We start from the raw sequence: 16,067 nt of genomic DNA on the forward strand, positions 1-16,067 counted from the left end.
ACGCCAGGGAGAGCCCGTACGAACGATCCAAAGTACCCCTTCCACGAACATCCGGTTGTCGCGTCCGGTCGAACCTTTCTGGTCAGGTCGACCTATGATGAGCGGTGCCATGCGCTCCCAGGCCGCGTCGCTCAGCACCAAACGATCCATCACACCCAAGGCCGGCTCCCAAAAAGAAGCCTTGAATCTGATTTGCTCTCAAAAGGGAATCCTTAGAGTCCACACCACCTAAAGCGCGATGAGATTGGGATGAATCGTCATCGCGCTTTAGGTTATTGTTTGAGCATGATCTCTGCACAAACGCGTTCCGCGTTTGTCGCGGGGGAAAACCGCTTCACACTTTTCCGGATCATGCTCTAGCTCTTCCTCGCCATCCAGATCACATGGCGCGCGCCACCACCTCTTCCGGTGGCGCGGACGTTGACCTCGTTAACCTCGAAGCCGGCGGTCCGAAGGCGGCGTGAAAATTTCGGGTGCGGCCCCGACGACCAGACTGCGAGCACCCCACCGTGCCGCAACGCCGTGTGAGCTATTCTCAACCCAGCGTCATCGTACAACGTGTCGTTGGCTTTGCGGGTGAGGCCTTCCGGACCATTGTCAACGTCGAGCAGGATCGCATCGAACCTGAGCGGATGTCTTTCGATCAACTGCCCAACATCCATCTCACGTATATCGACGCGGGGATCGCTGAGACTGTCGCCGAAAATCTCGGCCATCGGACCTCGTGCCCATGTCACCACGGCAGGGACCAGTTCGGCCACCATGATCTGCGCCTTGCTTCCGAGCACGGCGAGCGCCGCACGCAGCGTAAAGCCCATGCCCAATCCGCCGATGAGGACGACGGGTTGGGCGACCTTCTCGATCTGTTTGGCCACAAGCGTCGCGAGTGCGGCCTCGGAGCCCGACAGGCGGCTGTTCATCAGCTCATTGGTGCCGAGCATTATGGAAAACTCTTTGCCGCGGCGCATCAGGCGAAGCTCGCCATCGGAGCCGGGGATCCGAGTGGTATCGATTTTTTCCCAGGGGATCATACGAGAGCTTTAGCACGATCGAGAATCGTAGGGTGGTTAGCCGAAGGCGTAACCCACCTCTTGGCTGTCCGCGTCGAGAGAAGCGGTGGGTTACGCTTCGCTAACCCACCCTACAATCCACATTCGGCGGCTACCCGCCCGCCCAGACGTCGAGCACGTAGCGGTTCTTTGCGCCCAGCTCCTCGATCCAGCCCGCGCCGGCGGCGGCATCGCTGCCGCTCTTCTCGCGATAGATGGCCACCAGCGCCGCCTTCACGTCGGGCTCCATCTTGCCGCCGTCGCCACAGACATAAATGATCGCGCCCTGCTCGATCAGGCCCCAGACCTTGTCCTTCTGCGCGGCCAGCAGGTGCTGCACATAGGTCTTCGGTCCCTCGGCACGCGAGAATGCAGTGAACAGCTCGGTGACACCGCTCACCGACAATGCCTTCAATTCATCGGCATAAAGAAAATCCTGGTCGGGGTGGCGGCAGCCGAAGAACAGCATTGCCGGCCCCAGCGCCGCACCCTTGGCTTTCCGTGCGGCGCGCTCCTGGAGGAAGCCGCGGAATGGCGCAAGGCCCGTGCCGGGGCCGATCATGACGATCGGCACCGAAGAATCATCCGGCAGGCGGAAGCCGGCCTTGGTCTCACGCACCATGGCGTAGATCGTATCGCCAGCGCGACGATCGCTGAGATAGTTCGAGCAGATGCCCTTGTAGATGCCGCGGCCCGATGCGGCCGGCCCGCCGACCACACCGACGGTGACGCTGCATCTTGCGGGATCGACCGACGGCGAAGACGAGATCGAGTAATAGCGCGGCGCCAGCAGCGAGAGCATTTCGAGATAGGCGTGGAACGGCAGCTCGCAGGCCGGATACTCGACCAGAAGATCGAATACCGATTTGCGCTTCGCCAGGATCTCGGTGCGGTAGCGCTCGCCAGCCTCCGCGTCGTCGCCGACGAGGGCAAGCAGCTTGGGCTTGGTCACCGGACAGCGCGTGTGTTCCGACATAATCTGGATCTGCTTGCGCGTCGCGACCTGCTGGAGCTCGACGAAATCGGTGAGGAGCTGACCGACCGACACGCTCTCGCCGACCGGCAATTGCGCGCGGCGGCCTTCGGCCACCGCCAGCTTGATCTGGTCGACCGGCAGGAAGCCGAAGCGGCGCGCCACGGCATCGACCAGCGCCGGATCGTTGCGCGGGACCACGCTGAGATGGTCGCCGACGCGGTAGCTCACGCCTTGCGGCAACTGCACCTCGATATGACGCGTCGAGCGCTCGGACGGGTTGGGACCGCTCTTGCTCTGGAGCTCGTCATTGACCAGCACCTTCATCGCCGCCATGCCGCCGAGCGCGGCGATCGCGTTGACGGCGCCGGGTGCGACGGGCTCGACCTTGTAGAGCGGCTCGTCGTCGGCGTTGCGGCTGAAATCCGCCGTCAGCCCCCACTCCTTCACGGCCGCGGGCGCCGCGGCGGCGAACCATTTTTCGAACTGGCCGTCGAGATCGCTCCGCGCATCGCCCTCGCCGCGCGCATAGAGGCTGCGCGCGCCATGAGCCGAAAGCTGCTCGTCGATGAAGCGCGGTACGGATTGATAGGTGGCGGCCCAGTCGCTGTTGCCGCAACCGAACACGGCGTAGCGCAATCTTGAGAGCGCGTCCTTCGGCATGTCGCCATGGAGCCATTTGACGAACTGCGTGGCATTGTCCGGCGGCGCGCCGTTGTAGGAGGCGCAGAAGATCAGCACACCGCCCTCCTCCGGCAGCTTGCCGGCGTACTCGTCCAGCGACGCAAGCTTGCTGGCAAAGCCGTTGACTTGTGCAAGATCGGCAACGCGCGCTGCCAGTTCCTCGGCGGTGCCGAGATTGGAGCCATACAGCACCAGCAGCGGCGTATTGTGCCCGGGCCGCGTGGTGGCGCGTGGCGCAGCCGCGCCGACACTCGTGGTCGCAGTCGCAGGGCCGGAATAGGCGCCGCGCTCGCGATCGGCGCGCGGACGGACCCTGATCTTGAATCCTTCCGGCTTGATGGTCAGCGTTTCCTTCAGGTGCATCTGGTAGCGCTGGTGGTCGATCAGACGGAAGCGCTGGAGGATCATGCCGAGCGCAAGCGCGGCCTCGTGCATGGCAAAGCCGCGACCGATGCAGGCGCGCTGGCCGTTGCCGAACGGCTTCCAGGCATTGACGGGGCGCCTGGCCTCCGCCTCGCGGCTAAAGTTCTCGGGATCAAAGGCATCGGGGTTGGGTCCCCAGATGCTGGAATCGCGCTGCAGCGCCGTCACCAGGATCGTGGTGAAGGTGCCCTTCTTCAGCTTGTACTTGCCGCCGCCGATGGTCTCGTCCTTCAGCGGCGAGATGCCATAGGCAGGCGCTGGCGGCCACAGCCGCAGCGCCTCCTTCAGGACCTGCGTGATGTAGGTGAGCTGCGTTACCTGCTGATAGGTCGGCTTGGCATTGGCGTCAGGACCGAAGACGCGATCGACCTCGTCATAGGCCTTCTTGAGAATGTCCGGATGCTTGAGCAACGCATAGATCGTGTAGGACAGAAGGCCGCTGGTAGTCTCGTGGCCTGCGATCAGGAACGTGTTGATCTGGTAGCGGATGTTGACGTCGTCGAGCTGCTCGCCGGTGGTACGATCGACGCCGGTCATCATGGCCGCGAGCATGTCCTTCTTGTCGTCCGAGCCTTCCGCACTCTTGCGCCGCTCGGCGATGATCTCGTCGACCATCTTGTTCATGAAGGCGACGTCTTCGGCGAGTGTCTTCCGCCGCTTCTGCATCCAGAGCTGCTCGAACGGCAGGCCGCGAGTCATCATGATGGTTTCGAGCGAGCGCACCAGCGACTCGACGAAGGGATGATAGTCGCGCCGGTAGAAGGAATTGAAGCGGTAGTCGAAGCCGCAGAGACCGATCGTATCAAGCGTCAGCGCAGTCATGTCGTGGACGACGTCGATCTCGTCGTCGGCGTTGAGCCGCTCCCATTTCTTGACGAGCTGTTCGGCGATATCGACCATGCTCGGGTGATAGGATTGCATGGCGCGGTTGCCGAAGGGCTGGAGCAGGATGTTGTGGGCCTTGCTCCAGTTCGGTTCGTTGGTATCGGCCGTGAAGAGGCCATCGCCACCGACGGCGCGCACCCGGCGCAGCGCGCCGCGCACCACCTTGTCGAAGCGCTTCTCGTCGGAGAGCTCGTCGACGAGATCATGGCCGGAGACGAAGACGATCGGCGACCCCATCATGTCGAGCCAGAAGATCGGGCCGAGCTCCTTGGCGAGACGCGTCAGGTGCTGCACGGGCGCGGCCGGATCCAGCGACAGCATGTTGCCGACCACCGGCTTGGTCGGCGGCTGCGGGATCGGGTCCAGACGGTTCTTGGATGACATTGACGCGTTTACCCCCTGCCTCGGTATTCAACGTCGTCATTGCGAGCGAAGCGAAGCAATCCAGAAATGCATCCACGGTGACAGATCTGGATTGCTTCGTCGCTTCGCTCCTCGCAATGACGGACCCGCAACGACGGCTTAGCCAAACCGCCTTCTACGCCATTCGATCAGCTTGGCGCTGACCTCTTGCGGCTTTTCCTGCTGCGTCCAATGGCCGCTATCTCTGACCAGATATTTCTCCAGATCCGGCACCAGCTTTTCCATGCCGTCGGCGGCGGACGGTGGCAGCACAGCGTCGTTCTCGGCCATGATCATCAGCGACGGCACGCGCACGTGATGATCCAGCCCCTTCGAATTCTGCCAGTTGCGGGTGAAGTTGCGGTACCAGTTGATGCCGCCGGTGAAGCCGGTCTCGGTGAAGGTGTCGACGAATACCTTCTTCTCCTCCGCCGACAGGATCGGCGTGCGCGGATCATGCCTGGCATCGTAATTCGCAATCATCTGCGGAAATGCCAGATTGATCCGGGCTGAAGCCCCGACGCCCGCGATCGGCTCCTCCGCTAGCGCGCCAGGAGGACGCGCTGCCGGCTTGCGCATGAAGGCATCGAAGGTCTCTTCGACACGGCTGCCAAAAATCCTGTCCGGCTCGCGCGCGGGGTCTTGGAACTGCACGATGTACATCTGATCGCCGAACCGCTTGCGGAACAGCTCGATCGGATCGGCCGGCGCTCGGTCCCAATGCGGCGTGTTCACGCCGACGACGCCGGCGACGCGCGAAAGGTGGCGCAGCGGCATCTGCCAGACGATGAAGCCGCCCCAGTCGTGGCCGACGAAGATCGCCTTGTCGATCTCGAGATGGTCGAGCAGACCGACGAGATCGCCAGTCAGATGTTCCATGTCGTAGTCCTCGACCAGCTCCGGCCGATCGGTCGCGCCATAACCGCGCTGGTCCGGCGCGATCACGCGGATGCCGGCCTCGCTCAGCGCCTTGATCTGGTGACGCCAGGAGAAGGCGAGCTCCGGCCAGCCATGGCACAGCACCATCGGTGGCTTGTCGCTCTTCGGGCCCGCCTCGTAATAGCCCATGCGAATTCCGTTCGTCTGCACGAACTTGAGCGGCGGCATTTCAATCATCATTGGATTCCTGGCAAACTTTCCTACTCAGCGGCGCCCTTGATGTCGGTCGCTGGCGGGGCGTAGGCCGCTTCCAGCGCGGCGAACTCCTCCGGCAGCATGTCGCACATCACCTGCACATGCGGGATGATGTTGGCGCCGACGATGAAGCCGAAATCGAGCTGGTCGCGATAGCTCTGCACGGTGATGTTGAGCGCCTGGCCGTGGGTGGAGATCGACACCGGATAGATATGCAGCAGCTCGGCACCCGCGGCATAAAGTGTTTGCCGCGGCCCGGGCACGTTGGAGACGGTGATGTTGGCCGCCGGCGGCAGCACGTCCGACAGGTTCGAGCGGCTGTAGAGCAGCGCCAGGATCTGCACCATCATCGGTGCGCCCAGCATCGAGATGTTGGAGACCTGCGGCATCAGCGCACGCAGCGGATGCGACATCTCCTTGGCCTTGGTCGACTGCGCGATGATCGCCTCCAGCCGTCCCTTGGGATCGTCGACATTGGTGGCGATCGAGCAGATCATGCCGAACACTTGGTTGTTGGCCTCGGTGTTGCCCTCCTCGCGGAGCGAGATCGGTACCGCTGCAGTGAGCGATTTCGCGGGCAGTGTGCCGTATTGCTGGAGATAGCGCCGCACTACGCCGGAGGCGAGCGCGAGCACGACATCGTTGAGCTTGCCGCCGGCCTGCTTGGCGAGCGCCTTCGCCCGCGACAGCGGGATCGAGACGCCGGCAAAGCTGCGCTCGGAGGAGATCGACTTGTTCAACATGGTCGGCGGCGACACCATGCTGGCAAGGCTCTCGCGCGAGTTCGGATCGGAGATCTTGCCGAGCACGTCGGAGACGCTCTTGAGCACGGTCGGGATGTTGCCGGCAAAGCGCACCGCGCTTTCGATCTGGTACATCGCATTGTCGAACAGGATCGAGCCGATATCGCTCTTGCCCGTGCGCGGCAACTGCAGGTTCTTGGCGGCTTGCGAAGCCTCAAGTGGCTGGGTGAAGAGCTGCTGGTAGGAATCGAGCAGATTGGCGGCGATGTCGCGCGGCTCCTGGCCCGGCTTCGCGCCGGCCACCGGCGGATCGACCGTCCGCGGGACCGGCGAGATGTCGTAGATCATGTTGGTCAAGGCAGCGCCGGCGCCGCCGTCGATCGCGGCATGGTGCATCTTGGAATAAAGGCCGACCTCGTTGTCCTTCATGCCCTCGAACACGTAGAACTCCCAGAGCGGACGGGCGCGGTTCAACAGCTTGGCATGCATCCAGCCGACGATGCGCTCCAGCGTCGCGCGGTCGCGCGGCGCGGGCAGGCTGGCGCGGAAAATGTGACGGTCGATGTCGAACTGGTCGTCCTCGACCCAGGAGGGATGGTCGATGTCGAGCGGCGCCTTTTCGAGGCGCGCTTTCAGGATCGGCGCGATGTGCAACCGCGAGGCGATCATCGCCTTGAAGTCTTCGAAGAAGTCGCCCTTGTAGTCGTCAGGCAGGCGAAAGATCGCCATGCTGCCGACATGCATCGGCATTTCCGGCGTTTCGAGATAGAGAAACGACGCGTCCAGCGACGACAGCTTCTTACCGTCACCCATAGTTCCCTCCGACTCATCTTGGACAGGCGCCTTACCGGCGCTTCTTGTCAGGCCGCTACTGTAGGGTCCGGCGGGGCATATGCAATGGCAAACGGGCCCGCCCGGTCGAATGGCCAGAACTCCCCTTCCGGTTGCGCCAGCCGATCGGCCACGGCCCAGAGCGCTGCGGCGTTGACCCCGAGCCCGATATGGCTCGCGAAATAGACCTCGATGTTCTCGGCACGCTCGCAAGGCCGACACTGGCAGGTACGCCAGTGCACGATCCCGTCGCTGCGCGAAAAGATCGAGCTGCTCGGCACCGGGAGGTCGCCGGCGATGGCCTCGCGCAGCTCGGAAAAATCCTCGACCCGTTCGCCCGACAGCGTCTCATAGAGCCGCGTCGCATTGGTCGCCCGCACATCGTCGGCGAAAGGGCTCCCGAGCGTGACGACATAGCGCACCATGTCGGGCGCCTGGAGCGCGAGGTCGCGGGCATAGACGCCGCCGAGGCTCCATCCGACCAGGCTCACCTTGCGCCCGGTCGCGGCATGAATTTCCGCCAGACGGACACGCAGCGCGTCGCGAACGCGCGCCAGCCCGCCGAGATTGCGGCCCATCCGCCAGGCCTGGGCGTCATAGCCGAGCTCGTGCAGATAGCGGCGCATCGGCGCCATCGACAGGTCGCTGGCGAGAAAGCCGGGCAGCGCCAGCACCGGATGGCCGTCGCCCCTCGGCGCCCGCATCAGAAGCGGCGACAACAGGAGGCTGGCGTTGAATTCGAACAGGCCGCGCGCTTCCGCGAGCAGGAGACCAAGGCCCGGCGGACGAAGCCGGGACGACGCCTCCGCTCCATCCTGTCCGAGCCTCATTACTTCTTCTTGTCGCCGCTGCGCGGTCCGCCGAGACCGGCCATCGTCACGAACATGTTCTGAAACTGCTCGGCGATCTTCGGATCGAAGGTGAACCAGCTCTGGATCAGCGATTCCGGCGAGATCTTCTCGATGTTGCTCAGCACCTGCTGCTGCAACTTGTCCATCACCGCCGTCTGCATCGGCGCCACGTCGGGCAATCCGAAGAACTGGCGAGCCTCCAGGGGGGTGCAGTCGATTTCGATGTTAACCTTCATGTCCCCTCCTGATCGGATTCGGGCGGCCTTGCCGCAGTATCACCGCGAGTTGTGGTACGACGCAAGCGACCTGATGCGGGCGCCACATGGCCTCTCCCGCATTCGGTCAATATGGTCAATCAAAAGTCGAATGTCGCGGGCGGGCGATCTGTCGGACTATCGGTCAGCATTGCTGCACAGCGGCGGAAGTTGGCGCGTTCCTTGCTGGAATGGCGCTTGCACGGTGCAAAAACTCTGGGCAACATGGAATCATGAGCCGGCCGAACAATCAAAAATCACGGCACGGCGGAGTGGAGAGGGTCAAGAATGTCGGTACGTCAGGGTCTTTTAGCGATGACGCTTGCCTCAGCGCTTGCGTTGGCGGTCTCACCGGCCATGAGCCAGACGCTGCGCTACGCCAACCAAGGCGAGCTCAAATCGCTCGACCCCTACACGCTCAATGAAAGTACTACCCACGCCCATCTCGGCCACGTCTATGAGGGCCTTGTCGAGCGGGACAAGGACCTGAAGATCATCCCGGCCCTGGCCGAAAGCTGGGAAATACCGGAGCCGACCCGGTGGCGCTTTCACCTGCGCAAGGGCGTGAAATTCCACAATGGCGACCCGTTCACCGCCGACGACGTGGTGTTCTCGGCCGAACGCGTGCGCGCCCAGGGTTCGAACCTGCAGAACCGTCTCCCCGCCGACGCCAAAGTCGTCAAGGTCGACGACTACACCGTCGATTTCGTCCTCAGTTCGCCCAACCCCATCCTCCACGGGCAGTGGGACGTCTGGTACATCATGGACAAGAAATGGGCTGAGGCGAACAATGCGGTGGCACCGACGCCGGTCGCCGCCACGACCCCGAGCTACGCCTCGTTGCATGAGAATGGCACCGGCCCCTTCACGATCGAGAGCCATCAGCCCGGCGTGAAGACCGTGTTCAAGGCTAATCCGAACTACTGGAAGAAGCCGGAACACAATCTCAAGGAGATCATCTTTACGCCGATCGCCTCGGACGCGACGCGCGTCGCGGCGCTGTTGTCGGGCGAGGTCGATGTCATCGAGCCGGTTCCGATCCAGGACATCCAGCGCGTCAATGCGAGCCCCAATGCGACGGTGCTCTCCGGGCCGGAACTGCGCACGATCTTCATCGGCATGGACGAGTCGCGCGACGAGCTCCTGTTCTCGAACGTCAAGGGCAAGAACCCGTTCAAGGACATCCGCGTCCGCGAGGCCTTCTACAAGGCGATCGACGTCGAGCTGATCAAGAATCGCGTCATGCGTGGGCTCTCGACGCCATCCGCCCTGATGGTCGCCCCGGAGCTCTACCCGCTGTCGAAGGAGTTCACCCGGCCGAAATTCGATCTCGATGGCGCCAAGAAGCTCTTGACCGAGGCCGGCTATCCCGACGGCTTCGAGGTCACGATGGACTGCCCGAACGATCGCTACGTTAATGACGCCGCAATCTGCCAGGCTGTCGTCGGCATGCTCGCCCGCATCGGCGTCAAGGTGAGCCTGCTGGCGCAGCCCAAGGCGCAGTATTTTGCCAAGGTGCTGAAGCCCGGCGGCTACAAGACCTCGTTCTTCCTCCTGGGCTGGACGCCGGCAACGATGGACTCTCAGAACGTGCTGCACGACATCATGGGCTGTCGTGACGATCCGAAGGATCCCAACCGCGGCGAAGCCAATCTCGGCGGTTACTGCAACAAGCAGCTCGACGAGCTTACGGACAAGATTCTGGTAGAGCCCGACGTGACCAAGCGCAATCTGCTGATCAAGCAGGCCTTCGAGATCGCCAACAAGGACTACGCCTACATCCCGCTGCATCAGCAGGCGCTGGCCTGGGGCGTATCCAAGAAAGTGAAGCTGGTTCAGCGCGCGGACAACCAGGTCCTGCTCTACTGGGCCACCAAGCAGGAAGAGTAAGTGTCGACGAGTTGTGAAGTCCCGGAAGCCTCGGCTTCCGGGACTTGCCGTTTAGGGTCACGCAATGATGCGCACCGCTGAAGAGACGTGAAGGTACCAAATGCTCGCTTTCACGCTTCGCAGGGCAATCCAGGCCGTCGGCGTCATGATCGCCGTAGGCATCATTGCGTTTTCGATGTTCCGCTTCGCCGGGGATCCCGTGAACCAGATGGTGTCGATCGACACCTCCGGTGCCGAACGCGCCGCGATCCGCCAATCGCTTGGCCTCGACGATCCCGTGATCGTGCAGTTCGGCCGCTACGTCGCCAATGCCGCGCAGTTCAAGTTCGGCATCTCCTACCAGTTCCGCCTTCCGGTCACGAACCTGTTGATGGAGCGGATGCCGGCGACGCTGGAGCTCGCGATCTGCGCCACCATCTTCGCGATGGTCGGCGGCATCCTGATGGGGGTCTATTCGGCGCTCCGCCGCGACTCCTTGCTGGCTCACGCATTCCAGGCGGTCTCGCTGATCGGCATCTCGCTGCCGACCTTCCTGATCGGCATCCTGCTGATCTACCTGTTCTCGGTGACGCTGGGCTGGCTGCCCTCGTTCGGCCGCGGCGAGGTCGTGCGTATCGGCTGGTGGACCACGGGGCTGCTCACGCTCTCCGGATTGAAGGCGCTCATCATGCCCTCGATCACGCTCGGCCTGTTCCAGTTGACGCTGATCATGCGGCTGGTGCGTGCCGAGATGCTGGAGGTGATGCGCACCGACTATATCCGCTTTGCCCGCGCCCGTGGGCTGACGACACGGGCAATCCATTTCGGGCACGCGCTGCGCAACACGCTGATTCCCGTTATCACGGTGGCCGGCCTGCAATTTGGCTCGGTAATTGCATTCGCGATCATCACCGAGACCGTATTCCAATGGCCCGGCATGGGCCTCCTGTTCGTGCAGGCCGTGCAGAACGTCGATATCCCGATCATGGCGGCCTATTTGATGATGGTGTCCCTGATTTTCGTCACCATCAATCTCGTCGTCGACATCCTCTATACCATCGTCGATCCGCGCCTGCGCTCGACGGTCAGCCGGGCACATTGAGATGAGTGAGGCCGTCGTTCAGCACAAGGCGGAAGAGCCCGTCGCGCGCGGCGCGGCGCAGACGGGCTGGTTCAAGCGCGCGCTCGACAGCGACCTGTTCTATTCGTTCCGCCGCTCCAGGATCACGATGATCGCGGCGGCGGTGACGCTGCTGTTCTTCCTGCTCGCGATCTTCGCTTCGCTCCTCTCCGTGCAAAATCCCTTCGACCCAGCGCAGCTCCAGTTGATGAACTCGCGCATCTCGCCGCTGTGGACCGCCGATGGCCAGAGCCCGTTCCTGCTCGGCACCGACGAGCAGGGCCGCGACGTGCTCTCCGCGATCCTCTACGGCCTGCGGATCTCGCTCCTCGTCGGCGTTCTCGGCGTCGTCTTGTCCGGCGCGCTCGGCATCCTGCTCGGCCTGACCGCGGGCTATTTCGGCGGCGCCGTCGACGGCCTGATCATGCGCGTGGCCGACGTGCAGCTCTCCTTCCCCGCAATCCTGATCGCGCTTCTGATCAACGGCATCGCCAAGTCGGTGCTCGGCAACAAGCTGGATGAGATGAGCATGCTCGGCGTGCTCGTGCTCGCGATCGGCCTGAGCTTCTGGGTGCAATATGCCCGCACCGTGCGTGGCTCGGTGATGGTCGAGAAGAACAAGGACTATGTTGCCGCCGCGCAGCTGATCGGCCTGCCCGCGCCCGTGATCATGCTGCGCCATGTGCTGCCGAACACGATGGGGCCGATCCTTGTGATTGCCACCATCAACCTGGCGCTCGCCATCATCACCGAGGCGACGCTGTCGTTCCTCGGCTCGGGCATGCCCGAAACCATGCCTTCGCTCGGCACGCTGATCCGCATCGGCAATAACTATCTGTTCGCAGGCGAATGGTGGATCGTCGCCTTCCCCGGCCTCGCGCTCGCTGCGCTGATTCTCTCCATCAACCTGCTCGGCGACTGGCTGCGCGACGCGCTCAATCCAAAGCTCAGGTGAGTCCACCTCGTTCATGACCGAAACAGTTCTCTCCGTGCGTAACCTTCAGGTGGAGTTCGCCTCCCGTCGCGGCACGCTGCGCGCGATCGACGGCGTCTCCTTCGATATCGCCAAGGGCGAGGTGCTGGGCGTAGTCGGCGAGTCCGGCGCCGGCAAGTCGGTCACCGGGCTCTCGGTGATCGGCCTGATCGACCCGCCCGGCGGTATTTCCGGCGGCGAGATCCACCTCGCCGGCACGCGCATCGACAATCTGCCGCCGGAGGAGATGCGCCGCGTCCGGGGCAAGCGGATCGGCATGATCTTCCAGGATCCGCTGACCTCGCTGAACCCGCTCTACAAGATCGGTGACCAGATCGTGGAGACGATCCGCACGCATCTGAACCTGTCCGAGCAGGCCGCGCGCCGCCGCGCCATCGATCTTCTCGCCGAGGTCGGCATCCCCGCGCCGGAGAAGCGCATCGACGGCTACCCGCATGAATTCTCCGGCGGCATGCGCCAGCGCGTGGTGATTGCGCTCGCGATCTGCGCCGAGCCGGAGCTGATCATCGCGGACGAGCCGACCACCGCGCTCGACGTCTCCGTGCAGGCGCAGATCATCTCGCTGATCAAGCGGCTCGGGCGTGACCACGGCACCGCGGTGATGCTGGTGACCCACGACATGGGGGTGATCGCTGAGACCTCCGACCGCGTCGCGGTGATGTATGCCGGCCGCGTCGCCGAGATCGGCCCGGTGCAGGACGTCGTGAAGAACCCGCTGCACCCCTACGCCAAGGGCCTGATGGGTGCGATCCCGACGCTCGCCGGCGAGGACAAGCGCCTGGTGCAGATCCCCGGCTCCATGCCGCGCCTGTCGGCGATCCCGCGCGGCTGTTCGTTCAATCCGCGCTGCGCCTTTGCGTTCGACCGCTGCCGGGTCGACCGGCCCGAGCCGCTGGTCCAAGGCGCGCAATCTGTCGCCTGCCACCTCTATGACAGCGTTCCTGCGGAGAGCGCAGCATGAGCGCGCCCTTCGTCCAGGCCAAAAATCTGCGCCGCGTCTTCGACGTCTCGAAACCGTGGCTGAACCGGGTGCTCGAAGGCGGCCATCTCGAATATCTCAAGGCCGTCGACGGCGTCACCTTCGACATCAACAAGGGCGAGACTTTTGCGCTGGTCGGAGAATCAGGCTCGGGCAAGACGACGGTCGCACGAATGATCGTCGGGCTGCTGCCGCCGAGCTCGGGCCAGGTCCAGATCGATGGCGTCTCGATGACTGATCCGAAGCAGGCGCCGGCGCGCCGCCGCCTGCGCCGCCGCATCCAGATGATCTTCCAGGACCCCTATGCGAGTCTCAATCCGCGTTTCCGGGTCGACGCCATCATCGCCGAGCCGATCCGCGCCTTCGACCTGATCCAGGGCGAGCGCGACATCCAGGCCCGCGTCGGCGAATTGTTGAGCCTGGTGGGGCTGCATCCCGACGACCGGCTGAAATATCCGCATGAATTCTCCGGCGGACAGCGCCAACGCATCGCGATCGCGCGCGCGCTGGCGTCCGACGCCGAGTTTATCGTCTGCGACGAGCCGACCTCGGCGCTCGACGTGTCCGTGCAGGCGCAGATCCTCAATCTGATGCGCGACCTCCAGGACAAGTTCGGCCTCACCTACATGTTCATCAGCCACAACCTTGCGGTCGTCCGCCACATGGCGAGCCGCGTCGGCGTGATGTATCTCGGCCGCATCGTCGAGATCGCCGAAGGCCGTGAGCTGTTTGCGCGCCCGCGCATGCCCTACACCAAGATGCTGCTCGGCGCGGTGCCGGATCTGGCGATGTCCGGCCGTCAGCGTATTCCGGTCAAAGGCGAGATCCCGAACCCGATCGATCCGCCGCCGGGATGCGCGTTCAATCCGCGCTGCCCCCTCGCCTTCGATCTCTGCCGAAAGGAGACGCCGCAACTGATTGACGGCGTCGCCTGCCACGCCGTCAACTCCGCGCCGGTACCGGCGTGACGCGCGCGTGCCATGCTGCCCGCGCAATTGGCAGCGGGTCTTGCCTGTGATCAATTGCGCCCGCCGCAAACAAGAAAAGTGATCTCCCATGGCCAGCAACATCAATCCGGATCCCTTCACGACGAGGCCCGAGATCGAAGGCACGTTCGGGGTCGTGGCCACCACGCACTGGATTGCGACCGCCGTCGGCATGGCCATCCTCGAAAAAGGCGGCAACGCGTTTGACGCCGGCGTCGCGACCGCCTTCACGCTTCAGGTGGTCGAGCCGCATCTCAACGGCCCCGGCGGCGACGTGCCCATCATCGTGCATGACGTCAAGCGCGGCCGCACCGAAGTGATCTGCGGCCAGGGCCCGGCGCCGGCGCGCGCCACCATTGCCCATTACAAGAGCGAAGGGCTCGACATGGTCCCCGGCACCGGCCTGCTTGCGGCCTGCGTTCCCGGCACCTTCGAATCCTGGATGATGCTGCTCCGCGACTACGGCACGATGCGTGTGCGCGACGTGCTTGAACCCGCCATTTCCTACGCACGCGACGGCTATCCGCTGGTTGAACGCGCCTGCGCGACGATCAAGACCGTCGAGCAGCTGTTTCGCAAGCACTGGCCGACTTCGGCCGCCGTCTATCTTCCGAACGGCGAGGTGCCGAAGCCCGGCACGCTCTTCACCAATAAGACACTCGCGGCGACCTACGCCCGCATCCTCAGCGAAGCCGAAAGTGGCGGCGGTGGCCGCGACGCCGAGATCGAGCGCGCGCGGAACGCCTGGTCGCAAGGCTTCGTCGCCGAGGCCATCGACAAGTTCTGCCGGACGCAGGAGGTGATGGACGTCAGCGGCACGCCGCATCGCGGCGTTCTCTCGGCCGACGACATGGCGCGCTGGCAGCCGACGATCGAAACGCCGCTGACTTACGACTACGGTCGTTACACCGTCTGCAAGGCCGGCGTCTGGAGCCAGGGTCCGGTCACGCTGCAGCAGCTCGCTCTGCTCAAGGGCTTTGCGCTCGACGGGCTCGATCCAACGGGCCCGGAATTCATCCATCTCCAGATCGAATGCGCCAAGCTCGCTTTCGCTGATCGCGAAAAGTTCTACGGCGATCCGAAGTTCAACGAGATCCCGATCGCGACGCTCTTGTCGGATGCCTATAACGACGAGCGCCGCAAGCTGGTCACCGAAAAGGCCTCGCTCGACTTCCGACCCGGCTCGGTCGAGGGCTTTGGCGGGGTCGTCAAATTGCGCCGCGCCGAAGGCCAGCGCGAGGCGGTCGGCGCGCTCGGCGCCGGCGAGCCCACAGTCGGACGCTTCGGCGAAGTGCGCGGCGACACAGTTCATTTCGACATCATCGACAAGGCCGGCAACATGGTGTCCTCGACGCCATCGGGCGGCTGGCTGCAATCCTCGCCGGTCATTCCGGAACTCGGCTTTTGTCTCGGCAGCCGCGCCCAGATGTTCTGGCTGGAGGAAGGTCACCCCGCCTCGCTCGCGCCGGGCAAGCGTCCGCGCACCACGCTGTCGCCGACCATGGCGCTGCGTGACGGCGAGCCGTATCTCGCCTGGGGATCCCCGGGCGGTGACCAGCAGGATCAGTGGATCACGCAGTTCTTCCTGCGGCATGTCCATTGCAACCTCAATCTCCAGGAGGCGATCGACGCGCCGGCTTGGCATTCCGAGCATTTCCCGATCTCGTTCTGGCCGCGCACCGCGCGCCCCGGCGTGCTCGTGGTGGAGAACCGCGTGCCCAAGGCGACGATCGAGAATTTGCGCGAGCGCGGGCATATCGTGGAGGTCGGCCCCGACTGGTCCGAGGGCCGCCTCACGGCCGCCTCGCGGGTCGGGGTGCGCCGACGCGCCGCCGCCAATCCGCGCGGCATGCAGGGTTACGCGGCAGGACGCTGAAGGGCTGACGAGCA

General features: G+C 64.0%; 13 protein-coding genes. 6 read left to right on the top strand and 7 right to left on the bottom strand.

The features are described 5' to 3' along the window. The 7 genes from YUU_RS52040 to YUU_RS0128755 all read right to left on the bottom strand — a co-directional run. The coding region (locus YUU_RS52040) for a transposase (protein WP_245288120.1) at positions 1-159 on the bottom strand (159 nt) is incomplete at its 3' end. A gap of 197 nt (positions 160-356) precedes the next feature. Next, positions 357-1,031 carry a spermidine synthase gene (locus tag YUU_RS0128730; RefSeq protein ID WP_027525477.1) on the bottom strand — a complete coding sequence of 225 codons (675 nt, stop codon included), beginning with the start codon at positions 1,029-1,031 and terminating at the stop codon, positions 357-359. 130 nt (positions 1,032-1,161) lie between these two features. Next, entirely contained in the window at positions 1,162-4,398 is a 3,237-nt protein-coding gene (locus YUU_RS0128735) for a bifunctional cytochrome P450/NADPH--P450 reductase (RefSeq protein ID WP_027525478.1), read from the bottom strand. 138 nt (positions 4,399-4,536) lie between these two features. Next, entirely contained in the window at positions 4,537-5,532 is a 996-nt protein-coding gene (locus YUU_RS0128740; RefSeq protein WP_027525479.1) for an alpha/beta fold hydrolase, read from the bottom strand. Between the two features lie 23 nt (positions 5,533-5,555). Beyond that, on the bottom strand, positions 5,556-7,106 hold the full coding sequence (locus YUU_RS0128745; protein ID WP_027525480.1) for a wax ester/triacylglycerol synthase family O-acyltransferase: 1,551 nt from the start codon (positions 7,104-7,106) through the stop codon (positions 5,556-5,558). Between the two features lie 47 nt (positions 7,107-7,153). After that, entirely contained in the window at positions 7,154-7,954 is an 801-nt protein-coding gene (locus YUU_RS0128750; protein WP_027525481.1) for a triacylglycerol lipase, read from the bottom strand. Further along, positions 7,954-8,211 carry a DUF6489 family protein gene (locus YUU_RS0128755; RefSeq protein WP_027525482.1) on the bottom strand — a complete coding sequence of 86 codons (258 nt, stop codon included), beginning with the start codon at positions 8,209-8,211 and terminating at the stop codon, positions 7,954-7,956. The genes YUU_RS0128750 and YUU_RS0128755 overlap by 1 nt, the downstream gene beginning before the upstream one ends. Before the next feature lie 306 nt (positions 8,212-8,517). Between YUU_RS0128755 and YUU_RS0128760 the strand changes: the two genes are divergently transcribed. The 6 genes from YUU_RS0128760 (at position 8,518) to YUU_RS0128785 (ending at position 16,053) form a co-directional block, all read left to right on the top strand. Then, positions 8,518-10,119, top strand: a complete 1,602-nt coding sequence (locus YUU_RS0128760; protein ID WP_027525483.1) for an ABC transporter substrate-binding protein — start codon at positions 8,518-8,520, stop codon at positions 10,117-10,119. 100 nt (positions 10,120-10,219) lie between these two features. Further along, positions 10,220-11,200 carry an ABC transporter permease gene (locus tag YUU_RS0128765; RefSeq protein WP_027525484.1) on the top strand — a complete coding sequence of 327 codons (981 nt, stop codon included), beginning with the start codon at positions 10,220-10,222 and terminating at the stop codon, positions 11,198-11,200. Position 11,201: 1 nt separating this feature from the next. Next, entirely contained in the window at positions 11,202-12,173 is a 972-nt protein-coding gene (locus tag YUU_RS0128770) for an ABC transporter permease (RefSeq protein WP_027525485.1), read from the top strand. Positions 12,174-12,186: 13 nt separating this feature from the next. Next, the gene (locus YUU_RS0128775) at positions 12,187-13,173 is read left to right on the top strand and encodes an ABC transporter ATP-binding protein (RefSeq protein ID WP_027525486.1); all 987 of its coding nucleotides are present in this window, start codon (positions 12,187-12,189) and stop codon (positions 13,171-13,173) included. Beyond that, positions 13,170-14,159 carry an ABC transporter ATP-binding protein gene (locus YUU_RS0128780; RefSeq protein ID WP_027525487.1) on the top strand — a complete coding sequence of 330 codons (990 nt, stop codon included), beginning with the start codon at positions 13,170-13,172 and terminating at the stop codon, positions 14,157-14,159. The genes YUU_RS0128775 and YUU_RS0128780 overlap by 4 nt, the downstream gene beginning before the upstream one ends. 88 nt (positions 14,160-14,247) lie before the next feature. Further along, positions 14,248-16,053 carry a gamma-glutamyltransferase family protein gene (locus YUU_RS0128785; RefSeq protein WP_027525488.1) on the top strand — a complete coding sequence of 602 codons (1,806 nt, stop codon included), beginning with the start codon at positions 14,248-14,250 and terminating at the stop codon, positions 16,051-16,053. Positions 16,054-16,067 lie beyond the last annotated feature (14 nt).

This window comes from Bradyrhizobium sp. Ec3.3, assembly GCF_000472925.1.
Lineage (GTDB): Bacteria > Pseudomonadota > Alphaproteobacteria > Rhizobiales > Xanthobacteraceae > Bradyrhizobium.